This is a genomic window from Desulfitobacterium nosdiversum (assembly GCF_049860565.1).
Taxonomy (GTDB): domain Bacteria; phylum Bacillota; class Desulfitobacteriia; order Desulfitobacteriales; family Desulfitobacteriaceae; genus Desulfitobacterium_A; species Desulfitobacterium_A nosdiversum.
In genome coordinates, this window is record NZ_CP172056.1 from 2106428 (window position 1) to 2132336 (window position 25909).

Sequence of the window (25909 nt, forward strand, 5' to 3'; positions counted from 1 at the left end):
ATATGTTTAAAGAACGCCTTTGGCAAAATGGTGTGCTCGCTATTTTGCGCGGATTCAGTGAAACTGAGGCAATTGATGCTGCACAGGCCTTGCTCGAAGGAGGGGTCAGCGCTATTGAGGTCACATCGGACTCTCCTGGAGCGTGGAATATAATTGAAACCTTAAAGAAACAGAATACGCATATTGTCGTTGGTGCCGGTACTGTTCTCGATACGGAAACAGCTCGTCAAGCCATTGAAGTGGGTGCAGACTTCTTATTTTCCCCTATCTTCTTTCCGGAAATGATGCAAATTGCTCATCGGTATGGCCGATTGGCTATTCCAGGTGCGATGACGCCTACGGAAGTCATGCAGGCTCTTGAAGCAGGGGCGGATATTGTTAAGTTATTTCCGGCAGGGTCACTTGGAGTTAACTATTTAAAAGAACTTAGAGGTCCATTTTCATACATCCCGTTCCTTCCTACGGGCGGGATAACCCTTGATAATGCGCCTGATTTTATTCGAGCAGGTGCAGTTGGGGTCGGCATGGGGAGTGCTTTAGTCAACAAAGGATGGGTAAAAGAAAAGAAATTTGCCCAGCTTACCAATCAAGCGAAAGAACTCCAAAAGCTTATCCATCAAACCCTTTAACGAATCACGAAACAGCATAGAAGCAAAAAGTGATATCTGCTTTTATAAATGCAATACCTGATCTAAGGGGATGAACTGGTTTGGGAATCTATGCAGAAATACTTAAGGATGTATCCTTACCGAAAATGTCACAAGTTAAGCAAAGCTTTCCTGATGACAGGATTCAGGATATTCCTATGGCGATTCATAAGGCTCTTCAGCGTCCTGGAACGCTCGATCAAATTCAGCCTGGGCAAAAAGTGGCTCTCACCGTAGGAAGCAGGGGAGTAAATAATCTTCCAGCTCTTGTTCAAGCGATGGTTTGGGAAATAAAATCGCGCGGGGCTGAGGTTTTCATTATTCCAGCTATGGGAAGTCATGGCGGTGCGACGCCTGAGGGACAGAAAGATATGCTGTTGGGCTTAGGGATTCGACCTGAAATTATGGGCGCTGAAATCGTTTCAAGCATGGAGGTTACTCAGGTTGGAACCCTTCCGGATGGGCTTCCCGTCTATGTCAGTACGGATGCTTTGAAGGCAGATGCTATCGTTTTATTAAATCGAATAAAACCGCATACAGCGTTTCGCGGGAAAGTTGAAAGCGGCTTAGTTAAAATGTTAACGATTGGCCTAGGCAAGCAAAAAGGTGCGGAAGCGTGTCATGCCCATAGCTTTAAACATATGGCACGGCATATTGTTGAAATGGGCAGTATGCTTCTCGAAAAAGCTCCCGTCGTTTTTGGACTCGGAGCTGTAGAAAATGCCTATGATCATACGCATTCAATTTTTGCTATCCCTGCAGAGAGGCTGCTTGAAGAAGAGCCAGAGTGGCTTAATTTAGCTAAACAACTGATGCCCAGTATCCCTGTTTCCTCAATTGATGTTCTCATTATTGATGAGATAGGAAAGGATATCAGCGGGGACGGGATGGATCCTAATATTACCGGGCGGTACCCGACACCCTATGCCAGCGGGGGACCGGAAGTCAGCAAAATGGTTCTGCTTGACCTTACGGAGCGGAGCCATGGAAATGCGAACGGTATTGGGACTGCGGATATTGTATCGAAGCGTTTAGTGGAGAAAATGAGCCTCGAACAAACCTATCCGAATGCGTTGACGTCAACTGTTACAGGTCCAGTGAAAATTCCTTTGACCTTGGATAATGATTATGACGTTATTCGTGCAGCAATAAAAACGTGTAATGCCATTGATCTCTATAAAACGCGGATCGTCCGCCTTAAAAATACGCTCAGTTTAAGTGAAATCTGGGTTTCAGAAGCAATTGCCAAGGAAATGGCTGTTCAAAGCATTCCTGTGGAGATCGGAGAGCTGCAGGATTGGAAATTTGATGAGCAAAAAAATTTTAGTTTAGAGCATTGACAAGGAAGTGAGTAGTTATGAACACGTGTTCCTATGGGATGATCGGACTGGGAAAAATGGGAGCGTTAGCGGCTGAAAACGTTCTCTCTAAAGGGGTAAAGGTTGCCGTCTATGATATGAATTCAGAACAAGTGCAAAGACTGGAAAAGTTAGGCGCTATAGGATGCCATAATTTGCAGGAAATGATTGAAGTACTCCCTAAACCGCGAATTCTTTGGCTTATGGTTCCGGCAGGAGAAGCGGTAGAACAGGTACTTTTTAGTAAAGATGGCTTAAGTTCTTTACTGAGTGCTGGAGATATTGTGATTGACGGTGGAAATTCTTTTTACCGTGATTCCGCTCGCAGAGCTCAAAAATTAGCAGATCAAGGTATCAAATATCTGGATTCCGGCTCCAGCGGAGGTCAGGCAGGGGCACGCAACGGATTATGTCTGATGATCGGCGGAGATAAAGAAAGCTTTGACCAGGCCGAAGGGCTGTTTAAAGCTTTAACGGAAGGGATCGGAGATTATCTTTATGTCGGAGAAAGTGGTTCCGGCCACTTTACGAAAATGGTTCATAACGCGATTGAATATGGGATGCTCCAAGCCATTGGTGAGGGCTTCGAGTTGCTCTATGAAGGTCCTTATGAGTTAGACTTAGAAAAAATTGCTCACCTCTGGACTCAAGGAAGCATCATCCGCAGTTATTTAATGGAACTTATGGAACGCTCCTTCTCAAAAGATGCAGATCTGCATCAGATTACCGGTGAAGTAGGCGGCGGGAGTACCGGCAGCTGGGCGATCGAAGAAGCCTGGAAACTTGGAGTCCCCTTCGAGACAATTGCGACTTCCTATGCAGCACGTTTGCGTTCACGTCAGGACGATACCTTTGCAGGTAAAGTCGTTGCCGCTTTGCGCAATGAATTCGGAGGCCATGCAGTAGTTGGAAAAGAATAAGACTCTTGGGTCGTGTAGCTTCTCGCACATCCGTACCTTCGGGCGTGAATCTCCACTGGAGACTCACGTACTTAGCAGCTTCGGGGCTGGCACACTAGCTTCTGTGGGGGCTTCGCCAAACCTAAGGGTAATACCTGAAGTGAACCATCGGCTTCGCTAACCCATAGAAGCATTGTGTGCCGAAGCGCCCCTTCGCTAAATCGTTCACTTTTGTGCGAGAGGCTACGCTATTCAGTCTTAAAATATTCCAGTTTGAAGCTTACAAGAACGAAACAAACAATTTGCGTAAGACTTCAGCAAGAATGTACTTTCGAAATTTTGCTTAATAGAAGATGCCTAATGGCATCTTTTCTAATAAATAACCAAAAGTAAAAAACATCTTCAAACGTGCAGAGAAAGTCTTTTTTCAAATAAGACTAAGATAGGAGATCAGAGCTATGGCATTAAAAGAGGCATCACTCGGAGTGGATATCGGAACAACGGGCTGCCGGAGTGTTGTTTATTCAGATGAAGCCAGGATGATTACTCATTCCGAAAAGCTTTATTCCACATATTCTCCAAAACCGAGCTGGGCAGAGCAAGACCCGGAGGAGGTTATCACACGGGTAGAAGAGTCTATTCGGGAAGCAGTAATTGAGGCCAGAAATCTTGGCTATGAAGTCACCATGATCAGCTTCAGCGCGGTAAATCATGGTGTTATTCCTATGAACGCCGGTAAACCCATCGGTCCCTGCATTATCTGGGCGGATAATCGCAGTACCGAAATTACGGAAAAATGGAAACAGGAAGGGCTGGGGGAAACGTTTTATCAGCAAACGGGTTGCCCGCTGCATCCGATGTATGTTCCAGGTAAGCTCAGCTGGCTTTCAAAATACCAAACGGAAATTTTTAAAAGGGCGGACCATTTTATTTCACTTAAGGAACTCTTATTTCTTCGATGGTTTGGCCAGTATATAATTGATGCTTCAATTGCAAGCAGTTCAGGCCTTTTTAATATTCATCGCTTTGATTGGTCTGAAGAGATTTTAGAACGAGTTCAAGTTAAGACAAGTCAGCTCTCAGAAATTGTTCCGACAACACAGGTTTTTCTTCTAAAAAATCCTGAAATCTATCAACGGTTGGGTTTAAGAAAGGGAACTCAAGTTGTTATTGGAGCAGGAGACGGAGTTCTATCGAGCTTAGGTGCTGGGGCGATTGAACCTGGGGAAGTAACGGTTATGATCGGGACAAGCGGTGCTGCTCGGATTACAGTAGATAAACCTTGCAATGACCGAAAGGGAAGAACCTGGTGCTATTATCTGATGCCAGGGGCTTGGGTCGTAGGTGCAGCAATCAATAACGCAGGGCTTACTTTACAATGGGTAAGGCAAAAATGGTTGAATGGAGCAAGCTTTGAAGAGATTGAACGTTTGGCTTCGGAGATTCCTGCCGGAGCTGAGGGACTCTACTTACTCCCCTTTCTAACGGGTGAGCGGTCACCCAATTGGAATCCGAATGTAAGAGCAGCTCTTTATGGACTCGATTTTGCCCATAGCTCAGGACATTTTGCACGTTCAGCGATGGAAGGGGTAGCCTATCGAATTCGAAGCGTTTTTGAGCCGATAGCAGAGATGGCAGGAGAAATACGGTCTATTCGTATCGGAGGAGGTTTTATGGCTTCTCCAACTTGGGTAAACATTTTGACGAATGTTCTCAATAGTCCGCTGGAAGCTTTAGCCGAACCCCAAGGCTCGGCTTATGGAGCAGTCCTTCTCGGATGGATTGCCTTAGGTAAACTAAAAGACCTCCGCGAAAGCAAACGCTTTTCGAAAATCAACCGGGTCATTCAGCCCGACCCAAAAGAAGCGGAATTTTATCAGCATTGCTATCAAAAATATCAGGAGCTTTATGAACGAATTTGCGCTGATACTAAGTTGCCTTAAATATATCACATGCATTAAAAGACACAAAATTAGGCCTGGCTGTCACATGACAGCGGCAAGCGGAGCAGGAGCGAAGCGCGGCTATTTGCGCCCGGATGGCGCAACTTGCCGAAAAGCAGTCAAGTGACAGCTAGGCCTTGCCCTTGAGTGGGCCTATATATTATTTCATAAGCAAATTAGTATGAACACTGAATTACTAAGGCTTATATTGACTCACTCCTGCTAAAAGAGTATAGTGAGTGTGCATTCGGCGTGGGCTAAAGGAGTGAAGCGGTGATGCTTAAGCTTTTTAAGAACGACGGAGAAACATTTACAGATTTAAATATTACGCACTTAATGAAGGGAACATGGCTAAAGCTGGTCAATCCGTCGTCTGAAGAACTCAATGCAGTTTCAGAAGCGACCGGAGCACCGCTTGATTTTTTAAAAGCCGCTCTCGATGAAGAAGAACGCTCGCGGATTGAACTTGAGGAAGAATGTATTCTCGTACTCACGAACATTCCGATTATGCTGAATGAAACAAATTATGACACGCTGCCTTTAGGAATTATTAGTACGGAAGATTATCTGATTACTGTCTGCTTAGAGGATAATCCTGTCCTTACGGAATTTAATAAGGAAAACTATCGGAGTTTTAACACCGCGAAACGGACTCGTTTTCTCTTTCAAATCCTCTATAAATCTGCGACGTACTATTTAAAATACTTGCGCCAAATTAATAAACGGACGGACCAGATTGAAAGAGAATTGCGTCAATCTCTCAAAAATCAGGAAATATTTCAGCTTATGGATCTCCAGAAAGGTTTAACCTATTTCACGGCATCCTTGAGGTCAAATGGGGTTGTGATGGATCGCCTTATGCGCTTGCGCTCCAATAGTCAAAGCCAGCATTTGATCAAAATGTATGAAGAGGACGAAGATCTGCTCGAGGATGTTATCATTGAGAATAACCAGGCAATCCAGATGGTAGAAATGTACACCAATATTTTAAGCAGCATGACAGATGCCTTTGCCTCAATCATCTCGAACAATTTGAACATGGTCATGAAATTTCTAGCATCGATGACCATTATTTTAGCAGTTCCAACAATGATTGCGAGTTTTTGGGGCATGAACGTTAGCGTTCCTTTCAGCAACCATCCTTTCGGTTTTCTAATCATTTTGGTTACAGCTACCTGCATAGCAGGTGTAAGCTCGTTTGTCCTATGGAGGAAGAATATGTTCTAAGGTTCGCATAAGGCGGCTCTGATCTATAAATGAAGGTAAACTAAGTCTGAATGATTAAAAAGAGAGCAATAGGCTCTCTTTCCTTTTACTGGTTGAAACGAGTAAAATCATTGTGTATGATGAGTCTGAGGTGAATATTGTGCCGAGAATTTGGACTGTTGCCGAATTAACAACAGAAATTAGTCGTACCCTAAGTGATAATGAGGCTTTAGAAAACTGTTGGGTGAGCGGTGAGCTTTCTAATTATAAGAATCATCGTCCATCAGGACACTGGTATTTTACATTGAAGGACTCTTCATCAAGCATGAAGGCTGTTATGTTTCGCAGCCGTGCAGAGCGGGTTCGTTTTACTCCACAGGATGGAATGAAAGTTTTAGTACGGGGCAGCGTAAAAGTATACGATCGGGATGGCAGCGTTCAGCTCTATGCTGAGGAAATGCAGCCAAGCGGAGTAGGTGCACTCTATCTGGCTTTTGAACAATTAAAGCAGCGTTTGGAGGCAGAGGGACTTTTTGCTCCGGAACATAAAAAGCCCATCCCTAAAATACCCCGACGCATAGGTATTGTCACAAGTCCAACCGGTGCAGCCATCCGTGATATATTAAAAGTGATGCAGCGCCGCTCCCCAAACCTCTCTTGGATATTAGCCCCCGCGGCGGTTCAGGGAGAACAGGCTCCCCAAGAAGTCGCTCAAGCGATTGAACGATTAAATCGTTATGGTAATATCGATGTACTTATCGTAGGCCGGGGTGGAGGCTCCTTGGAAGAGCTATGGGCATTTAATACGGAGGATGTGGCTCGAGCTATAGCCGCTTCTGTAATCCCGGTTATTTCGGCGGTAGGGCATGAAACTGATTTTACAATTGCAGATATGGTGGCTGATTTAAGGGCGCCGACCCCTTCAGCTGCCGCAGAACTTGCTGTCCCCGTTTTTCAGGAGCTGCGGTTAGACGTTGAAAAACTCAATGCTCGCTTGAGGGTGGGAATGGAAGGGCAAATTATACGTAAACGCGAGAGGCTGATGAGATTAGCAGAGAGTGGACCGCTGCAAAACCCTTTTTGGAGGATTGCTCAAAATCGCCAGCGGCTGGATCAAGTCAGTTCAGCACTGGAACAAGGGATGACTAGATTTGTTTCGGATAAAAATGGTATACTAAAAATATTGGCTGCAAAGCTTGATTTACTGAGCCCTTTAGCGATTCTGGGACGGGGGTATTCCTTAACTTATTCAGAAGAGGGAAAAATTCTTCGATCCAGTAAAGAAACTCATCCGGGGGATAAAATAAAGGTTCGACTCAATGAAGGTTCACTGGCCTGTCAGGTCATTACAAACGAATATGGAGAAGAATGAGATTAAAGGGGATAAAATAAAGATGTCTGGAAAGCAAGAGATAACGTTTGAAGAAGGAATTGGGAAGCTTGAGCAAATTGTTCGCGAACTTGAGCAGAAAGAGGTTTCCCTTGAAGACGCCCTTAATTTATTCCGTGAAGGAATAGAGATGGTTCAACATTGTAACGGTTTATTGGATCATGCGGAGAAACAAATGGAGATTCTCCTTGAAGGTCCAGGGGGTGAGCTCGAAGTTCGCCCTGCAGATTTTGCAGTGGAAGGATGACCTATTCATGTTTCGTACCATGTTAAAAAATTACGCAGCAAAAATTGAAGCTTTTTTGACAAACTTGCCTTGGGATGAAGCGACTATGGGGCAGAGTATGCGTTACTCATTAGTGGGAGGAGGAAAACGTATCCGCCCGGTCTTAGCCTTGGCTACAGCAGAAGCTGTAGGCGGAGATGCTGAAACTGTTCTTCCTGCAGCCTGTTCTTTAGAATTGATTCATACCTATTCACTGATTCACGATGATCTTCCGGCAATGGATAACGATGATTACCGCAGAGGACGGCTATCCAATCATAAGGTGTTTGGTGAGGGAAATGCAATTCTTGCGGGAGATGGGCTATTGACCTATGCTTTTGAAATACTGGCCCAACCGCTTTCGGCTGTTTCCCTTGAACGGCAGTTACGGGTTATTCAGGAGGTCGCTCAGGCAGCAGGACCGGCTGGAATGGTCGGCGGTCAGGTTTTAGATCTAGCTGCGGAGGGGAAAACATTAACGCTGGAAGAGGTCGAACAGATCCATCGCTTAAAAACAGGGGCGATGCTTACCGTTTCAGCTCGGCTCGGCGGAATTTTGGGCGGGGGAACGGAAGAGCAGATTCAAGCTTTAACACGATATGCCCAAGCACTCGGATTGGCTTTTCAAATCAAAGATGATATTTTGGACTTAGAAGGGGATAGCAAAACTTTAGGTAAACCTGTAAAAAGTGATTTAAAACAAGAGAAATCAACCTATCCTTCCTTATTGGGAATAACTGGGGCAAAAGAGCAGCTCGCTCTGCAAGTTCAGGAAGCCCATAAAGCGCTGACAGTTTTTAATAAGTCGACGGACTTTTTATATTTACTTGCAGATTATATTGCTGAACGCAAAAGTTGAGGTGGACTATGCCAATCTATCCGGGGATTCTCCATAATACCATATTATTTTCAGCCATTGCCGCTTGGTTAGTGGCTCAACTTATTAAAGTTATCATTAATTTTATGGTTCATCGTACTTTTGACATTTATTTTCTAATGAGTTCGGGAGGATTTCCAAGTTCGCATTCGGCTACAGTCAGTGCCGTTGCCTTAGGGGTCGGCAAATACTATGGATGGGATTCCCCAATTTTTGCCGTGGCGGCCGTTTTGGCGATGATTGTTATGTATGATGCGGCTGGAGTGCGGCGAGAAGCTGGAAAGCAAGCGGAAGTTATCAACCGGCTCGTGGCGGAATTGTACCACCAATTGTCTAACCTATCTCAGGAACGCTTAAAGGAGTTAATCGGGCATTCTCCTTTAGAAGTTTTTGCAGGGGCAATTGTTGGCATTATTGTTGGATTGATTGTTTAAAAATGTGTAAACTCATTATATGAGGAGGTTCATATCCTTTTGGGTTATAAACGTAAAAGTTGGAAGCATCTCTTTTTTGTTTTTTCTTTAAGCTTTTTAATTGCGTTGCTTGCTGGTTTTGGTTCGGAGCTTTTAATGAGAAAAACATCAATATGGGTAGCTTGGATCCTGCTTTTTGTGGTGATTGGCATCCATGTTGTTTTCGATATTATCGGAATTGCGGCTACGGCGGCCACGGAAAAACCCCATCATGCCAAGGCGGCAAATCGTATCATGGGGGCAAAGCAGGCGGTTTATCTTGTGCGTAATGCAGATTTAGTGGCGAACTTCGCTAATGATATTGTCGGCGATGTCTCAGGTACATTAAGTGGAGCCATGGCAGCCTCAATTATTATCGATCTTATGCGTTATTATCCATCTATGGAGAGTCAGGAAATCCTTTGGAATACATTGATGCTGGCCTTTGTGGCCTCAATTACGGTAACGACGAAAGCGTTAGGAAAATCTTTCGCAATTTATGAGGCTGATGCAATTATAGGTAAAGTAGGAGTTATCATTGCAAGCCTTGAACGGGTTACGGGCCGATCCTTTACACAACCTAAGAAAGGGGGAAAGAGAAGTGGGGATTCTCGAAAGAATTAAACAGCCTAGAGATTTAAAAACGCTGAATGAGCAGGAACTGAAACTTCTCGCCCAGGAAATCCGAGAAGAAATCATCGATGTTGTCTCGGCGAACGGAGGACATTTGGCCCCTAATTTAGGGGTTGTTGAACTTACGTTAGCCATTCATCGTGTCTTTGATTCGCCAATAGATAAACTGATTTGGGATGTAGGTCATCAGACGTATGTTCATAAACTGCTGACCGGCCGCCAAAATGAATTCAAAAGCCTTCGGCTCCATAATGGACTTTCAGGGTTTCCCAAGCGTCAGGAAAGTCCTCACGATTGTTTTGAAACAGGTCATTCCAGCACCTCAATATCAGCGGCTGTCGGCTTTGCCAAAGCAAGGGATCTTCTTCAGGAAAAATTCCATGTTGTAGCTGTCATTGGGGATGGGGCAATGTCCGGAGGAATGGCTTATGAGGCGTTGAATCATGCCGGGCATAGCAAGACAAACATGATCGTGATTCTTAATGATAATGAAATGTCCATTTCTCATAATGTGGGGGCGTTATCAACCTATTTATGCCGGCTGCGGACGGACCCCCGCTATGCTCGCAGCAAGGAAGAAATTGAACAGCTCCTTAAAAAAATTCCGCGAATCGGAGATAAGGTAGCTAAAGCTGCGGAAAGAGCTAAAGATAGTTTAAAGTACCTTTTTGTACCGGGTTTATGGTTTGAGGAATTGGGCTTTACCTATTTAGGACCCATTGACGGACATGATCAGCTTTTAGTTGAGCAAACTTTGGAACAGGCAAAACAGAAGAAGGGACCCGTGCTGATCCATGTCATTACAAAGAAAGGAAAGGGCTATCCTCCTGCTGAAAAAAATCCTGATGTTTTTCATGGCGTTGGTCCATTTGACAAGGAAACCGGAGCAATTCTGAAAAAGTCGACTGTTCCCACCTATACGCAGGTTTTTGGAGAGACCTTATGCAGACTGGCTGAAGAAAATCCTAAAATTACGGCTATAACAGCGGCAATGCCGAGCGGAACGGGCTTAAACCTTTTCGCAAAGCGTTTTCCCGACCGTTTTTTTGATGTGGGGATTGCCGAACAACATGCGGTTACCTTTGCTTCGGCGCTTGCCTTCGGAGGAATGAAGCCTGTTGTTTCGATTTATTCAACGTTTTACCAAAGAGCGTTTGATCAGGTCTTGCATGACGTTTGTTTGCCTAAGTCGAATGTCGTTTTAGCTATTGACAGGGCAGGTGTTGTCGGAGACGATGGCCCTACTCACCATGGTATTTTTGATATTTCTTTTTTACGGGTTATTCCCAATTTGGTCTTTATGGCGCCGAAAGACGAGAACGAACTTCAACATATGCTTTATACGGCTCTACGTCAGGAAGGGCCTGTTGCTTTGCGTTATCCTCGGTCAGTCGGGCAAGGGGTTGCTCTTGATGAAAATTTTAAAGAATTGCCGATTGGACAAGCTGAAGTTTTAAGGGAGGGTAAAGACCTGACTTTGATCGGGACGGGTCCTCTTGTTTATACGTGTCTGGAGGCGGCTGAAGAGCTTCGTCAGGGCGGTGTGGAAGCAGCTGTTATTAATTTACGCTTTCTTAAACCGCTTGATAAGGAAACCATCCTCCATTATGCTTATTTGACGAAGCGAATGATCACGGTTGAAGATCATATTCTGGCAGGCGGCATGGGAAGCGCAGTTCTTGAAACTCTGGCTGATGCAGGATTGAAGGATGTAGGCATTGAATGTATTGGTTATGAGAGTTTTGTGGAACAGGGTTCAATTTCTCTGCTCCAGCGGGAAAATGGCTTATCTGTTGAGGGGATCCTTCAAGCGGCCGAACGGCTGAAGATTTTGCATCGTGTTCGAGAAGGGAGAAATCGTGGCTAAAGGTAAGGAACGACTAGATGTTTTACTCGTTCAGCAGGGACTCCTGCCGAGCCGTGAAAAGGCAAAAGCAGCGATCATGGCAGGACTGATTTATACGGGAGGGCAACGCGCAGATAAACCGGGAATGGAGTTTCCGGAGACGACTGTTTTTGAATTCAAGGGACAAACTTTGCCTTACGTATCCCGAGGCGGGTTGAAGCTTGAAAAAGCGTTAAAGGTTTTTCCCGTTGACTTTTCGCAATGTGTCATTGCCGATATGGGAGCTTCCACCGGGGGCTTTACGGATTGTGCCTTGCAGAATGGTGCAGCTCGGATATATGCAATTGATGTGGGATATGGTCAATTGGACTGGAAATTGAGAACAGATCCAAGAGTTGTTTCGATGGAACGGGTCAATGCCCGCTATTTGACGGCTGACGATCTTCCGGAAAAGGTGGATTGGGTTGTTTCGGATTTGGCCTTTATTTCGGTAACTAAAGTATTTACGGCGATGCGTGCGATCCTTCATGATAAAGGGCAAGTGATATCTCTGATTAAACCCCAATTTGAAGCAGGGCGTGAACAGGTCGGTAAAAAAGGGGTTGTTAAAGATCCTGATATTCATGCTCAAGTTATTATTCAGGTTCTTAGTGAGGCTGAGGCTCATGGTTTTACTATACGCGGAATCGAATATTCTCCCATTCGAGGACCGGAAGGAAATATCGAGTATCTGGCTTGGCTGGCTGTCCAAGGTGATGAAGGCATAGACTGGCGGTCAAAGGTTGCCGATTTGGTTCAGCGAGCACAGAGAGGAACGGAGTGAAGCAGGTGGATCGAGTAGGCTTATGGGTTAACCAGAGCAAAGCCGAGTCACAGTCTTTAGCTTTACAGCTTACCCATTGGTTCCGGTCTCTTGGCTGGGAGGTTTTAACGGAATGGGATGAAATCAAGGCTGAGGGCGTTACGTTTTTGATTTCACTCGGCGGGGACGGAACGCTTTTAGAGGCGGCTCGGGAAGCGTCACCCTATAAAATTCCTGTTTTAGGTGTTAATTTGGGGCGGTTAGGTTTTTTGTGCGAAATCGAGCGTGATGAAGTGTTTTTTGCCTTAAAGCTGGTTCTTGAGCAGCAATACAGCATCCAGGAACGATTGATGCTGGAGGCAGTGGTTAAACGAACCGATAAAAGCGAACTTAAATATACAGTTCTCAATGATGTTGCTTTTCATCGTCAATGTACGGAAGGAATGGTTACCCTTCAGGCAAACATATCGGGAGAACCATCCGTGAGCTATCCTGCAGACGGCTTAATTGTTGCAACCCCTACGGGTTCAACTGCGTACTCCCTATCAGCAGGAGGGCCTATTATCAGCCCAGATGTGCAAGCGATTTTGCTGACTCCGCTGTCGGCGCATTCCTTATCCGCTCGACCGATGGTCGTCTCGGAAAAGGAGAGTATTGAAATTCTTTTAGCACGGGGAAAAGAATGTCAAATCACCTTTGATGGGCGTGAAGATCTTGTAATAAGACCGGGTGAAACTGTTCTGATCCGAACTTCACCGCTTAAAGCCCTTTTAATCCGACTTGGAAAAAGAAGTTTTCCGAGAGTGGTTCGTGAAAAGTTGAGGGACCGTTGGCATGAGTAATCGAATTCAAGATATTCAAGGCTTTTTGCGCGAGATTCTCGTTCAGAGAATTAGGCCGGGAGACATCGCTTTGGATTTGACTGCCGGCCGGGGGCGTGATACTTTGTTTTTAGCCCAAGCAGTTGGTCCCAAAGGACGGGTACATGCGTTTGATATCCAAGATAGGGCGTTAAAAGAAACTGAATGTTTGTTAAGTGAGCATGGTGTTGCAAAACGGGTTTCACTTCATGCCATAACCCATGCGCGAGTCAGGGAAGTTGTTTCAGAACCTATTAATATTGCCATGTTTAATTTAGGATATTTGCCTGGATCAGACCATTCTCTTACGACTCAGGCAGAATCAACACTTCTTGCTTTGCAGTCTGTTCTTGAAATGTTAACCTTAAATGGAATACTCGTTTTAACGATCTATCGGGGACATCCGGGCGGAGAAGAAGAAGCAAGTGCAGTTGATCAATTTTTAACGTCCTTACCTCGAAAATGCTTCAGCGTTCTTGAGGGTAAATACATCAATCAGGATCGGGAAGCTCCATATTGGGTTTTGGTGCAAAAGAAAAGGGAGGAAATCGGATGAAGGCTCGGAGGCAAATGAAGATTCAGGAGATTATCACCAAAGAGGCCATTCATACCCAGGAAGAATTAGCGGAACATTTACGGGAGGAAGGTTATGATGTAACCCAAGCGACCGTATCGCGGGATATCAAAGAAATGGGACTGATCAAAGTTCCTACTCCAGACGATGATTATCGCTATGCCATTCCTGGATCGGCTCAGACCGTCAATTCCTTGGAACGCTTAAAACGCAGGATGCAGGAAACAGTGGTCACCGTTAACGACAGTGAAAACCTGATCGTGATCCGAACGATTCCTGGAAATGCTCAAGCACTTGCTGATTTAATTGATAAAGGAAATTGGAAAGAAATTATTGGCACGGTCGCCGGGGATGATACAATCCTCCTTGTGATTAAACCACTGAGTGCTGTTGCCGAAGTCCGCAAACGGATTGCAGACATCATGGGTTAAGGCGTTTGAGTTAGAGAGGGGGGACTCTAATGCTTACAGAGATGCATGTCGAGAATTTTGCACTGATGGAGAATGTCCGTTTAAATTTTAAAGAAGGTTTAACGGTCTTTACCGGGGAAACAGGAGCGGGGAAATCCATGCTGATCGATGCCTTAGGATTATTGCTTGGAGGCAGAGCCAGCACAGATTTTATTCGCCATGGGCTTGAAAAAGCTCGAGTCGAAGGCGTTTTTGAAAATTTACCTCAAGGCTTGGCGGAGAAACTTGAGGAAGAAGGATATGCTCCGGAAGATGGACAGCTTTTTCTTTATCGTGAAATTAATATGAATGGTCGGAATGGATGCCGTGTGCAGGGGCGTACGGTTCCGCTCAGTCTTTACCGTGTCCTTTGCCAGGGATTAGTGGACATTCATGGGCAAATGGAGCATCAGTCTTTATTTAATTCCGAAACTCATTGTGATCTGTTGGATGCTTTCGGCGGAGAGGAACTTCTTCAGATTCTTAAACATGTTAACGAGCAAGCTCAAAACTATCGTGCACTTTTAAATGAAGAAAAGGAGCTCTTATCCTCAGAACGGGATCGTGTTAAACGTGAGGAAATGCTGAGCTTTCAGATTAAGGAAATCGCTGCGATAGAACCTCAGGTTGGAGAAGAAGAGGAACTGCAGCTCGAAAAGAAACGGTTGGGTAATCACGAAAAGCTTTTAAATTTAACAACTGAGCTCTATGCAAATCTTTATCAGGCTTCTCAGGGACAATCCGCATATGATCTTTTAAGCGGGAGCCTTAAAATTGTTCAGGAGCTTGGCCGTTATGACGACCGCTTAGAGGAATTAAATGAACCGCTTGAAACCATTTATTACAGTCTTGAAGATTTAATTGAACGAATCCGTTCTTATCAGGAAAATCTAGAGTTTGAACCCGGCCGATTGGATCAAATCGAGGAACGGTTAATTCAACTGCATCGTTTGCGTAAGTATGGTCTTACGGTTGAAGAAATTTTAAAAGCTAAAGAAGAGATGGAGGAAGAACTTCATCGGATTACGCATCTTCAGGAAGGATTGGAACAGCTTCAAAATAAAAAGAAGCATGTCTTGAATGAATATAAAAAATGGTCCGCCCTGTTGACCGAAAGGCGCAGTGCTGTTGCTAAAAAGCTCGAAGAAGGACTTCACGTAGAATTATCAAGTCTTGGTTTAGAAAAAAGTCACTTTGAAGTCCATTTTATAACCGTTCAAGAACCACACCCAGGCGGAGCGGAAAATGTTGAATTTTATTTTACAGCCAATTTAGGCGAGCCTGCTAAACCCCTCGTGAAAGTAGCTTCCGGCGGAGAAATGTCGCGTTTAATGCTTGCGTTAAAAAGTTTGCTTGCAAAAATAGAAACCGTAGGAACGTTTGTTTTTGACGAAGTGGATAGCGGGGTAGGCGGACGCACTATTCAAAAAGTTGGTGAGAAGCTGGCTAAAATTGCAGAGGCAAAACAAGTTTTTTGCATAACACATTCTGCACCGGTGGCGGCATTTGCTGATGAACATTTCGGAATTATTAAGGAAACAGTAGGAGAAAGAACCCGGACAGCGGTTAACCGCTTAGATGAACAAGCGCGAATTGAAGAACTTTCCCGAATGCTTGGAGGATCAGCAGATATTTCTCTCCAGCATGCTGAGCAATTATGGCGTGCACGTAATAAGTAACTTAATACTAAGTTGCGTTAAATATATCACATGCATTAAAAGACACAAAATTAGGCCTGGCTGTCACATGACAGCAGCAAGCGGAGCAGGAGCGAAGCGCGGCTATTTGCGCCCGGAAAAGCAGTCAAGTGATAGCTAGGCCTTGCCCTTGAGTGGGACTATATATTATTTCATACGCAAATGAGTATAAAAATGATTATTTTTTAATTGTAAGTTTTGTTAATATAAAATTGTAAAGTGGAAATATTTAAGAAGGTTAGTCGCCTTCTTTTTTTTTATTTTTCAGCTTATCAAAAATAATCCTGTTTTTGTTTTGGAAATCATGGAACGGATTTTACAGGATGAAAAACAAGCAATATGGACAATTTAACATTAGATTTCAATTAAATAAAGTTTTTAACTGAAATCGGGGGAAAAAAAAGAAATTTGGGGAGAAAAAGACTGGAGGGTGATATGAGAGTGAAAACGAGGAGAACAGTCATCTTCGGAAGTCTTCTTCTCTGTACCTTCCTAGGAATTCAGCCTATGATTCAGCAGCTTGCGGGAATTCCAGAGTTTAAAGAGCAAAGTAATGAAGCTCTTCCTCAACTTACCGGATTATTTTCTCAAGTTGTCAAAGCTGAACCCAATGTTTCAACAAACGCAGTTATGGCTTCAACCGGAAAACCTGAAGTGATTCATGTTTCCTATAAGCTTTTCGGCTTATTTCCAATCAAAAATACAGAAATTAAGGTTATGCCGGAAGTAAAGCTCATCCCTGGCGGTCAATCGATTGGAGTCAGCCTTCAAGCAAAAGGAGTTATGGTTGTTGGTCAAGCTGCTGTTACAGGAAAAGACGGAAAGCCTGTTTATCCCGCTAAAGAAGCGGGCATCGAAATTGGGGATGTTATTTTAAAAGTTGACAATCAAGAGGTTAAAACGGATCAAGATGTAGCTAATGCAATTAACCAGGCGGGAATGAAACAAGGTTATGCAGAAATCCTTTGTCAGCGAAATGGCCAAACAACTCAAAAGAGAATTAACACCGTTTATTGTCCGGAAACAAATCGGTATCGCGTTGGGCTTTACGTTCGTAATGAAGCAGCCGGAGTGGGAACGCTAACATTTTATGAGCCTCAAAGTCATAAATACGGAGCTTTAGGACATGTTATCAACGATGCTGATACAAATCAAAAAATAGAAGTTTTAAATGGAAGTGTTATTGCTTCTTCAATCTATGCCATTGAAAAAGGACGCAGAGGTCATCCAGGAGAAAAAGTAGGTTCTTTTGTCAGCCAAACTTCTTTTTCCGGAAATATTGAAAAAAACTCTGTTTCTGGTATTTTTGGAATCATGCAGGGGCAAGTTCTTAATCCTTACTTTAAAGAAGCTATTCCTGTCTCTTGGGAAGCTGAAATTAAAGAAGGTCCTGCAAAGATTTATACGGTCCTGGAAGGAGAAACAATTGAGGAATTTGACGTTCAAATTGAACGAATCATGCAGAATCGAATCGATAGCAAAAATATGGTCATCCATGTTACTGATCCGCGTTTATTAGAAAAAACAGGGGGAATTATTCAAGGAATGAGCGGAAGTCCAATTATTCAAGACGGTAAAATTGTGGGTGCTATTACTCATGTTTTTGTTAATGATGCTACCCGGGGTTACGGTGTTTTCATACAAAACATGCTTAAGGAAGCGGGAGTCATTTCCGGGCAAGATGAGGCCGCTTAAACATATTTCTCTCTAAATAATAAGAATCATATATGGATAGTCATTATATGACTATCCAATTTTTTATTTAAAAAAATTATAATTAGAGAATTTCATCTTTAACTTATGATATAATGGAAATTGCCAAAGTTTTCAAAATAAAAATTTTCTCAATTAATTTACGTTTTGTACATTAATTTTAAATATATAAGCAGGAAAATCTATACAATTGTCGAATTAAAAAACACTTCGATCTGGATAAAGAATCCAGAACAAGGAGGAGCAATAAATGCAAAGACCCATTCGAGTTTTAGTCGCCGATGATAACCGTGAATTGATTGAAGTCTTGAGTGAATACATCAATCGGCAGGAAGACATGCAAATTGCCGGGGTTGCTTATAATGGAAATGAGGCACTTGATCTTATTTATCGAGAACAACCTGATGTTGTAGTCTTGGATATTATCATGCCTCATTTGGATGGCTTAGGGGTATTGGAAAAGATCCAAAACGATATTCAAAAACCACATGTTATAATACTAACGGCGTTTGGACAAGAAAGTATGACTCAACGCGCAGTCCGTCTTGGCGCAGATTATTTTGTTTTAAAGCCCTTTGATTTAGATACGCTTGGGAAAAGAATTCGCCAACTGCAAGGGGCAGAATCCGTAAATGTTAATCAGGCTTCTTCTATGCTCGTAAAAAATGCAGTTAACAATTCTTCGATCGCAACCTCATTTGCCTCAGGCAATAGCAGTTCTGAAGGTATTCCCAATTCACGCAACTTGGAAGTTGAAGTTACACGCATGATTCATCAAATGGGAGTACCGGCCCATGTTAAAGGATATCAATATTTAAGAGATGCAATTGTGAGTGTTGTTCAAGAAGTATCGCTTTTAGGAGCTGTTACGAAAGAACTTTATCCTTTGATTGCTGAAAAATATGACACGACACCCAGCCGTGTGGAACGTGCCATTCGACATGCCATTGAATTGGCTTGGGATCGGGGAAATATCGAATTTATGAATCGATTCTTTGGTTATACCATTAACGTTGATCGGGGTAAACCAACAAATTCAGAATTTATCGCAATGGTTGCCGATAAGCTGCGTATGGCAAGTTTATTGTAAAACCTTTAAATTGCTTTATAAAGTTTAAAATAATTTATCGTTGCTGACACCTTTTCATTCAATCTTTAATTAAGAGTGGAATGAAAGGTGTTTTTTATTTTTAAATTAAAAAAAGTTGACAAGAAAATTTAACTATAGTACATTTTAAGTGAAAAAACTTACAAGTACAATGAATATAATAAGTAAGCGTTCAAGAAAAGATTAACAAATAGGAGGTAATCATTATGTCGAATGGCTGTTTAGAATTAGAACGTATTCAACGATTTACTTCGGTCGGTCAAGATGGTGGCATAAGAGAACTCTGCGAGCTTGAAAAAGAAGAATATAATGAAATTTATAATGAGCTGATAAGCATGTATGAAGAAAAGGGCGGAAAGATTACAAAAGATGCTGAAATTCAAGTTATCAATAAATTTACGACGAGTAATGATGAATGTATATCTCCTAAGGGATTAGTGAATGTAAGTCTGGAATATCTGGCCAAGTTGTTGACTTTTGCGAATACTGCAGGCATTCAATGGGAAGTTAATGTAAGTGAAAACAACCACACGCATTTTAAAAACCTATATAACTTTAATGTAAAGCTAAAGTGCTTGAAAAGAGAATTCGTGGATATGGCTATAGGAAAGGGATTTAGGTGTCCAGGATAAAATAGTGTTTTAATGGTTATTAATTTGATGTAAAATAATATTGTTAGATTTGAAGCAGGTGAATCTCCGTCACCTGCTTTTGGTTTATTAAAGTTTAGGGATAAAGAGAGAAAAGAGAAGATCATGGGAAGGGTTTTTACATTTTTGGTTACCTTATTGATGTTTTTTTCTTTTACTGTACAAACACAGGCATTGCCAGCAACAACCTCCACTGTAACTGCTTCAGCAGTTCATCGTTTTGCCGGATTAGACCGCTATGAAACGGCGGCAGCCATTGCTAAAGAAGGTTGGAGTCAATCGGATTATGCGATTATCGTTTGCGGTGATAATTACCCTGATGCTTTAGTTGCTGCGCCAGCCGCTCAAATGTATAAAGCCCCTATCCTTCTTTCATACAAAGATACTTTGCCACCAGTTACAAGACAGGTATTGATAAATCTAAGTGTTAAGAACGTTATCTTAATCGGCGGGACAGGCGTTTTATCGGATAATCTTACTTCGGAGTTCATTGCGATGGGGATAACACCGAATAGATGGGCAGGTAAAGATCGTTATGAAACGTCCTTAATAGTAGCTTCACACATCAGCGATATCTCTCAAATTGCTGTAGCAACCGGTGAAGATTTTGCAGATGCTTTGTCCATTGCTTCTGTCGCAGCCCAAAAAAGTATGCCCATTCTCTTAGCTCCGCAAACTGAGATCTCTGACTCTACCCGTTCGTTTTTAAAGCAGCACAATCTAATGAAAACGTATATTATTGGCAATCAAGAGCAAATAAGTGATGCTGTTGCGGCTCAATTTCCTAATGCGGAACGTATAATAGGTATAACTAAATATGACCGTAATATCGCCGTAGTCCAAGAGTTTAATGGAGATTTTACAGGGAACAGCGTTTATGTGGCAACGGGAAACGATTATGCAGATGCTCTAGCAGGCACAGCATTAGCGGCTCAGAATAAAGTGCCCGTCGTCTTGGTGAGTAACCCTCTGAGTGAAGCTACTCGCGTTTATCTTAATCAGTTTTTAGGGAATAAATCATTAATTATTCTGGGGGGAACAGGTGTGATTTCTGATTCTTTATTCCAGAATTCTAACCCGAACGTAACCAAGTTTAATACTGCTCCGCTTTTTGAAAGCTCTTTTATCCAATCCTGGTATTGTAAAGATTGGGACTTTACCCGTTGGCAAAATGAATTAACCATGTTAAAAGATGTTGGAATTAACGAATTGATTATTCAAAACACCTTTGATACTACTCCGGCCAATAAAAATGCCAGTTACAAAACCACAATCCCGGGGTATCGCTCTAACTCAGTTGACCTCTTAGAGAATGCGTTAACAGCTGCTGACGCGATAGGGGTAAAAATAAGATTAGGGACTGGAGATAATGAGGATTGGTGGAGAAAAGGAGCTTCCGATTCAGTATGGTTAGCCGGTGAAGCGAATATGAACAAACAAATTGTTGATGAAATTGCGTCTAAATATACTTTTCATCCTTCATTCAGCGGCTGGTATTTATCCTACGAGATTTCAAACATTACAGCGACTACCCAGAGTGAACAGAGCAATTTAAATACTTTCTTTAAATCTATAGTCAGTGAAATGAAAGCAAAAACCTCGAATAAATCAGTAATGGTTTCTCCTTTTTACAATTCTCAATTAGGAATTCAAATAGGGGCGCAAGTTTCCCTGACTAATTGGGCTGTAACTCTTAAAAATGTGTTTAAAGGTACGGGAATAGATATTTTAGCTTTGCAAGACAGTGTCGGTGCTCACTATAATGCAGTCAGCCAGCTGCCGAGTATCCTTGCTGCCACGAAAGAGGGAACGGACGCTGCCGGGTTAAGGCTGTATGCAAATACTGAGACATATACCTCGACTCCTATGGGAAATGTCCCTGCTTCGCAAAATCAAATAGTACTGCAAATGGAAGCTGCTGAGCCATATGTCACCGGTTTTACGGCTTTTAGTATTAACCACTTTCAGGGAAAATACAGTGATGATCTGTCAATTGCAGCCGGATATGATGCTTATAAGTCTTATTATTACAACACAAAAAAGTGATCACTTTTTAAGCTTTCTCAGGGCAGGAGTTTTTAAAAAAAGAGGCGAATATTTATATAAAAGCTACTGAGAGGCGGGGAGTGGAATGACTCTGGAACGTGTCGGTAAGTTGATCAGAAATGATGAAAAAGCGACCCAGGTCATTAACGCTGAGTTATTATCGGTGATCATTAATTCCACACAAGATGCGATTTCAGTTGTGGACGACCAGGGAATAGAAATCCTCATTAATCCGGCGTATACCCGGTTAACAGGGCTAACGGCAGAGGATGTTATAGGAAAACCCCCCACTGTTGATATAGCTGATGGAAGCAGTATGCATATGCAAGTTTTAAAGACTGGTAAAGCGGTTAAGGGAGTCTCGATGAAAGTTGGTCCCAAACGCCGCGAGGTTGTTGTCAATGTCGCTCCGATTAGAGTTGAAGGCAAATTAGTGGGATCTGTCGGAGTTATTCATGATCTTTCAGAAATTCGAAAGCTTTCAGAAGAACTTGAAGGAGCAAAACGCCTTATCCGTCATCTAGAGGCAAAATATACTTTTAAAGATATCATGGGTGAAAGCCAAGAAATACGGGAAGCGATCGAGCAGGCTCAAAATGCAGCTCAAATACCGGCTACCGTTCTCCTCAGAGGAGAGAGTGGAACGGGCAAAGAGCTTTTTGCTCATGCCATTCATCATTTGAGTGAAAGGCAAAAGGGACAGTTTATACGCGTAAACTGTGCTGCACTTTCTGAAAATCTCCTTGAAAGTGAGCTTTTCGGATATGTTGACGGTGCCTTTACAGGAGCACGGCGCGGCGGGAAAATCGGATTGTTTGAAGAAGCAAACGGCGGCACGCTTTTTCTCGATGAAATCGGTAGTATCAGTTTAAAGCTTCAAGTTAAATTACTTCGGGTATTACAAGAAAAAGAACTGATCCGGGTAGGTGACAATCATCCTATTCCCGTTAATGTTCGGGTTATTGCCGCAACGCACGTAAATCTTGAGGAAAAGATCCGCCGGGGTAAATTCCGTGAAGATTTATATTACCGTTTAAATGTAATTCCCATTGTCATACCGCCTTTGCGTCAACGCCGCTCAGATATTCCCTTATTGGCGGATCATCTTCTCCGCAGGTTCAACCAAGACTACGGAAGAAACGTTGAAAAAATTGCGGAGCAATCACTTCATGTCTTAGAGCAATATTCTTGGCCTGGAAATGTTCGTGAGCTGGAAAATGTTCTTGGACGAGCCATTATAAATATGAAACGCGGAGAAACAGTGATTGAACCCTATCATCTGCCGGCCCTGGATTTGATCAATCATCAAAACGGACGTGCTTTAAAAAGCCCGGAAGCCAGAGAGTCGTACAAAATAGATTCTCATGCGGAAACGATTTATGAAGAAGGGTTTGAAGGATTGCAGCGAAAATGGGAGCGCGAGTTGCTTATCGATGTTATACAAAAAACGGGCGGAAATAAGACAAAGGCGGCACAGGTGTTAAAGATATCTTTAAGAAATCTGTATTATAAGCTGGAACGTCATGGACTTAATGATTAGATGCTTGCAAAATATTGCAAGCATCTTTTTGCATTGTCTGCAAAAAATTGCATGCTTTTGTCGGCTTTAAATAAGCTTAAGAACTTTGAGGCAGAACGGAAAAAGACTGCTCTGTTTACTGTAAAGCGAGTCTTTAAGTATACAATCCTAAACGGACCTTAAATGACTGATTTGGCATTCAATTTGCAATATTTGCATTAATGATATTACACGAGAGGAGGCGGCGGCAATGAAGAAAGTTGAGTTTCAAGAAGAACGATGCAAGGGATGCGGACTTTGTGTCGTTTTTTGTCCGAAACATCTTATCGCTCTTGCAGATCACCTAAATGGGATGGGTTATCATCCGGCAACTGTTGTAGATCAGGAATCGTGTATCTCATGTGCATTTTGTGCACGTATGTGCCCAGATGTTGTTATTACCGTACGAAAGGAGGAGAAAAGAGCATGACCAAGGTCTTAATGAAAGGTAATGAAGCTTTAGCAGAAGCCGCAGTAAAAGCAGGGTGCCGTTATTTTTTCGGTTATCCGATCACACCGCAAAATGAAATTCCTCAGTACTTAGCCTGGCGTCTTCCCGAAGTCGGCGGAGTGTTTATCCAAGCAGAATCTGAGGTTGCTGCTATCAATATGGTTTATGGCGCAGCAGCAGCAGGCGCTCGGGTTATGACTTCTTCCTCCTCTCCGGGAATCAGCTTAAAGCAAGAAGGGATTAGTTATATAGCGGGCTCAGAACTCCCATGTGTAATTGTTAATATGCAGCGCGGAGGCCCGGGACTCGGAAGCATTCAACCGGGGCAAGCCGATTATTTCCAAGCTGTCAAGGGAGGCGGACATGGCGATTATCACTTGATCGTACTCGCACCTGCGACGATTCAGGAAGCTGTAGATTTAATGGGTAAAGCCTTTGATTTAGCGGATGAATATCGGAATCCTGTCATGATCCTTGGAGATGGTGTTCTGGGGCAAATGATGGAAGCAGTAGAACTGCCGGAAAAGGAAGCCGTTGCGCCTGAAAAACCATGGGCATTAAAGGGATCAAAGGGCAGAACCCCAAATCTTATCAATTCTTTATATCTAGAGGCATCAAAACTGGAACAACACAACTATCGGCTGCAGGAAAAATATCAGAAAATCCAGGATAAAGAAACTATGGCAGAATCGTATCTCACTGACGATGCGGATATCGTTCTGGTGGGTTATGGTTCTTCAGCTCGTATAGCAAAAGCGGCAGTCGATCAAGCCCGTGAGTCCGGAATCAAGGCAGGCTTATTCCGACCGATTACTCTCTATCCCTTCCCCCATCAAGAAATTCAAGAAGCTTGCAAGAATGCCCAACAAGTTCTAACCGTAGAAATGAGTTTGGGACAGCTTGTCGAAGATGTTCGCTACCATCTGGAATTTAAAGTTCCTGTGTATCTATACGGTAGAGTAGGCGGAATGATTCCCACGCCGCGTGAGGTTGGGAACGAGATTAAGCGCCTTGTGAAGGAAGGAGGAGTATCATGATTACAGTTTTTGATTATCCCGAAGCTTTAACTCCTCTAAAAACCCATTATTGTCCTGGATGTGCACATGGTATTATTCATCGATTAGTTGCAGAAGTTATTGATGAGTTAGGTGTCCGTGAGGATACGATTGGTGTTGCTTCGGTTGGCTGCTCGGTTTTAGCCTATAATTATTTCAATGTAGATATGGTTGAGGCATCACATGGTCGTGCACCTGCGGTTGCAACAGGGGTAAAACGGGTTCATCCCGATAAAGTTGTTTTTACGTACCAAGGAGATGGCGATTTGGCAGCTATCGGTACAGCGGAGATTATTCATGCGGCTGCACGCGGTGAAAAATTTACCACAATCTTTGTCAATAATGCAATTTATGGAATGACAGGCGGACAGATGGCTCCGACGACCTTAATCGGCCAGGAAGCGACAACTGCACCAAAAGGCCGTGATCCGCAGGTCCAGGGTTATCCCATCAGGATGTCTGAAATTCTAGCAACTTTAGATGGAGCGGCTTATATTACCCGAGTTTCCGTGCATAATCCTCAAGAAGTGGCTAAAGCGAAAAAGGCAATTAAAAAAGCTTTTGAAGTGCAGCTTGCTGGAGAGGGATTTGCTTTGGTAGAGGTTCTCTCCACCTGCCCGACGAACTGGAGTATGAAGCCGGAAGAGGCTTTGAAATGGGTAGAAAAAAATATGATTCCTTATTATCCTCTTGGAGAAAAAAAGAACGCTACACCGACCCAGAATTCCCTGGGTCTTGCAGGGGAGGGATGAGGGAATGCTGCAGGAACTCATTATAGCCGGTTTTGGCGGACAAGGGGTTATGTCTATGGGACAGCTTTTGGCCTATGCCGGGATGTTTGAGGATAAACAGGTTAGCTGGCTGCCTTCCTATGGACCAGAAATGCGGGGAGGAACCGCCAATTGTTCTGTGACAGTTTCTGATCGTCCAATTAGTTCTCCGGTAATCAGTGAGCCTAACTCAATCATTGTTTTGAACCGTCCTTCACTCGATAAATTTGAAAATAAACTGCAGCCGGGCGGTCTGCTTTTCATCAATTCTTCCTTAATTGACGCAGCCCCTCAACGTCAGGATATTAAAGTGATCAAAATACCTTCAGAGGATTTGGCGATAGAGAAATTTGGAAGCACTCGGGTAGCAAATATGATTATTCTTGGAGCATACCTTGAATTAACTCGGGTGGTTAGTCTTGACAGCGTCATTCAGGCCCTTAAAAAAGTTCTTCCGGAATATCGGCACAATCTTCTTCCTATGAACCGAGAGGCATTGGAGCTAGGCGTAGAAATCGCCCGTGAAAACGTAAAATAATCATAAATCTTTGCGCATAAAGAAAAGCTGGCATTTGCCAGCTTTTCTTTTTTGGCGTCTATACATTATACTGGGAAGGTAGAGTTTAAAAGTAATGCGAAATTGGCCAAAGGGGGATTTAA

At 43.2% G+C, this 25909-nt stretch carries 25 protein-coding genes; all 25 read left to right on the forward strand.

Features of this window, described 5'->3' with window-relative positions; genetic code table 11:
- The first annotated feature begins 2 nt into the window (after nucleotides 1-2).
- The 25 genes from ACHOLT_RS10080 (at nucleotide 3) to ACHOLT_RS10200 (ending at nucleotide 25787) form a co-directional block, all read left to right on the forward strand.
- A complete protein-coding gene (locus ACHOLT_RS10080) occupies nucleotides 3-629 on the forward strand; it encodes a bifunctional 4-hydroxy-2-oxoglutarate aldolase/2-dehydro-3-deoxy-phosphogluconate aldolase (protein WP_425807776.1) in 627 nt (208 codons plus the stop codon).
- An 80-nt stretch (nucleotides 630-709) separates the two neighbouring features.
- Nucleotides 710-1987 carry a lactate racemase domain-containing protein gene (locus ACHOLT_RS10085; protein WP_425807779.1) on the forward strand — a complete coding sequence of 426 codons (1278 nt, stop codon included), beginning with the start codon at nucleotides 710-712 and terminating at the stop codon, nucleotides 1985-1987.
- Between the two features lie 17 nt (nucleotides 1988-2004).
- Nucleotides 2005-2925, forward strand: a complete 921-nt coding sequence (gene gnd / locus ACHOLT_RS10090; RefSeq protein ID WP_425807782.1) for a phosphogluconate dehydrogenase (NAD(+)-dependent, decarboxylating) — start codon at nucleotides 2005-2007, stop codon at nucleotides 2923-2925.
- Between the two features lie 437 nt (nucleotides 2926-3362).
- Nucleotides 3363-4847, forward strand: coding sequence for a gluconokinase (locus ACHOLT_RS10095; RefSeq protein WP_425807785.1), 1485 nt, complete (start codon nucleotides 3363-3365; stop codon nucleotides 4845-4847).
- Between the two features lie 276 nt (nucleotides 4848-5123).
- A complete protein-coding gene (locus ACHOLT_RS10100; RefSeq protein WP_425807988.1) occupies nucleotides 5124-6074 on the forward strand; it encodes a magnesium transporter CorA family protein in 951 nt (316 codons plus the stop codon).
- A gap of 139 nt (nucleotides 6075-6213) precedes the next feature.
- Nucleotides 6214-7425: an exodeoxyribonuclease VII large subunit gene (xseA, locus tag ACHOLT_RS10105; protein ID WP_425807788.1), complete on the forward strand. Its 1212-nt coding sequence runs from the start codon at nucleotides 6214-6216 to the stop codon at nucleotides 7423-7425.
- 22 nt (nucleotides 7426-7447) lie between these two features.
- On the forward strand, nucleotides 7448-7690 hold the full coding sequence (xseB, locus tag ACHOLT_RS10110; protein ID WP_425807791.1) for an exodeoxyribonuclease VII small subunit: 243 nt from the start codon (nucleotides 7448-7450) through the stop codon (nucleotides 7688-7690).
- 7 nt (nucleotides 7691-7697) lie between these two features.
- Complete coding sequence (locus ACHOLT_RS10115; protein ID WP_425807794.1) at nucleotides 7698-8567, forward strand: polyprenyl synthetase family protein; 870 nt, start codon at nucleotides 7698-7700, stop codon at nucleotides 8565-8567.
- An 8-nt stretch (nucleotides 8568-8575) separates the two neighbouring features.
- Nucleotides 8576-9019: a divergent PAP2 family protein gene (locus ACHOLT_RS10120; RefSeq protein WP_425807797.1), complete on the forward strand. Its 444-nt coding sequence runs from the start codon at nucleotides 8576-8578 to the stop codon at nucleotides 9017-9019.
- Between the two features lie 39 nt (nucleotides 9020-9058).
- Nucleotides 9059-9661, forward strand: a complete 603-nt coding sequence (locus ACHOLT_RS10125) for a hypothetical protein (protein WP_425807800.1) — start codon at nucleotides 9059-9061, stop codon at nucleotides 9659-9661.
- Entirely contained in the window at nucleotides 9639-11537 is a 1899-nt protein-coding gene (gene dxs, locus ACHOLT_RS10130) for a 1-deoxy-D-xylulose-5-phosphate synthase (protein ID WP_425807803.1), read from the forward strand. Before ACHOLT_RS10125 ends, dxs begins: the two co-directional genes overlap by 23 nt.
- Nucleotides 11530-12339, forward strand: a complete 810-nt coding sequence (locus tag ACHOLT_RS10135) for a TlyA family RNA methyltransferase (protein ID WP_425807806.1) — start codon at nucleotides 11530-11532, stop codon at nucleotides 12337-12339. The genes dxs and ACHOLT_RS10135 overlap by 8 nt, the downstream gene beginning before the upstream one ends.
- A 5-nt stretch (nucleotides 12340-12344) precedes the next feature.
- Nucleotides 12345-13160 (forward strand): NAD(+)/NADH kinase, encoded by an 816-nt coding sequence (locus tag ACHOLT_RS10140; protein ID WP_425807990.1) that lies wholly within the window; start codon nucleotides 12345-12347, stop codon nucleotides 13158-13160.
- Nucleotides 13153-13734, forward strand: coding sequence for a class I SAM-dependent methyltransferase (locus ACHOLT_RS10145; protein WP_425807809.1), 582 nt, complete (start codon nucleotides 13153-13155; stop codon nucleotides 13732-13734). Before ACHOLT_RS10140 ends, ACHOLT_RS10145 begins: the two co-directional genes overlap by 8 nt.
- Entirely contained in the window at nucleotides 13731-14183 is a 453-nt protein-coding gene (gene argR, locus ACHOLT_RS10150; protein ID WP_425807812.1) for an arginine repressor, read from the forward strand. Before ACHOLT_RS10145 ends, argR begins: the two co-directional genes overlap by 4 nt.
- A gap of 29 nt (nucleotides 14184-14212) precedes the next feature.
- Nucleotides 14213-15880, forward strand: a complete 1668-nt coding sequence (recN, locus tag ACHOLT_RS10155; protein ID WP_425807815.1) for a DNA repair protein RecN — start codon at nucleotides 14213-14215, stop codon at nucleotides 15878-15880.
- Nucleotides 15881-16339: 459 nt separating this feature from the next.
- The gene (gene spoIVB, locus ACHOLT_RS10160; RefSeq protein WP_425807992.1) at nucleotides 16340-17593 is read left to right on the forward strand and encodes a SpoIVB peptidase; all 1254 of its coding nucleotides are present in this window, start codon (nucleotides 16340-16342) and stop codon (nucleotides 17591-17593) included.
- A 268-nt stretch (nucleotides 17594-17861) separates the two neighbouring features.
- Nucleotides 17862-18701 (forward strand): sporulation transcription factor Spo0A, encoded by an 840-nt coding sequence (spo0A, locus tag ACHOLT_RS10165; RefSeq protein WP_425807817.1) that lies wholly within the window; start codon nucleotides 17862-17864, stop codon nucleotides 18699-18701.
- A 224-nt stretch (nucleotides 18702-18925) separates the two neighbouring features.
- The gene (locus ACHOLT_RS10170) at nucleotides 18926-19351 is read left to right on the forward strand and encodes a hypothetical protein (protein ID WP_425807820.1); all 426 of its coding nucleotides are present in this window, start codon (nucleotides 18926-18928) and stop codon (nucleotides 19349-19351) included.
- Nucleotides 19352-19474: 123 nt separating this feature from the next.
- On the forward strand, nucleotides 19475-21415 hold the full coding sequence (locus ACHOLT_RS10175) for a DUF4434 domain-containing protein (RefSeq protein ID WP_425807823.1): 1941 nt from the start codon (nucleotides 19475-19477) through the stop codon (nucleotides 21413-21415).
- Nucleotides 21416-21500: 85 nt separating this feature from the next.
- Nucleotides 21501-22955: a sigma-54 interaction domain-containing protein gene (locus ACHOLT_RS10180; protein WP_425807826.1), complete on the forward strand. Its 1455-nt coding sequence runs from the start codon at nucleotides 21501-21503 to the stop codon at nucleotides 22953-22955.
- Nucleotides 22956-23184: 229 nt separating this feature from the next.
- The gene (locus tag ACHOLT_RS10185) at nucleotides 23185-23403 is read left to right on the forward strand and encodes a 4Fe-4S dicluster domain-containing protein (RefSeq protein ID WP_425807829.1); all 219 of its coding nucleotides are present in this window, start codon (nucleotides 23185-23187) and stop codon (nucleotides 23401-23403) included.
- Entirely contained in the window at nucleotides 23400-24461 is a 1062-nt protein-coding gene (locus tag ACHOLT_RS10190) for a 3-methyl-2-oxobutanoate dehydrogenase subunit VorB (RefSeq protein WP_425807831.1), read from the forward strand. The genes ACHOLT_RS10185 and ACHOLT_RS10190 overlap by 4 nt, the downstream gene beginning before the upstream one ends.
- Nucleotides 24458-25231 carry a thiamine pyrophosphate-dependent enzyme gene (locus tag ACHOLT_RS10195; RefSeq protein ID WP_425800272.1) on the forward strand — a complete coding sequence of 258 codons (774 nt, stop codon included), beginning with the start codon at nucleotides 24458-24460 and terminating at the stop codon, nucleotides 25229-25231. The genes ACHOLT_RS10190 and ACHOLT_RS10195 overlap by 4 nt, the downstream gene beginning before the upstream one ends.
- 4 nt (nucleotides 25232-25235) lie before the next feature.
- Complete coding sequence (locus ACHOLT_RS10200) at nucleotides 25236-25787, forward strand: 2-oxoacid:acceptor oxidoreductase family protein (protein ID WP_425800274.1); 552 nt, start codon at nucleotides 25236-25238, stop codon at nucleotides 25785-25787.
- Nucleotides 25788-25909 lie beyond the last annotated feature (122 nt).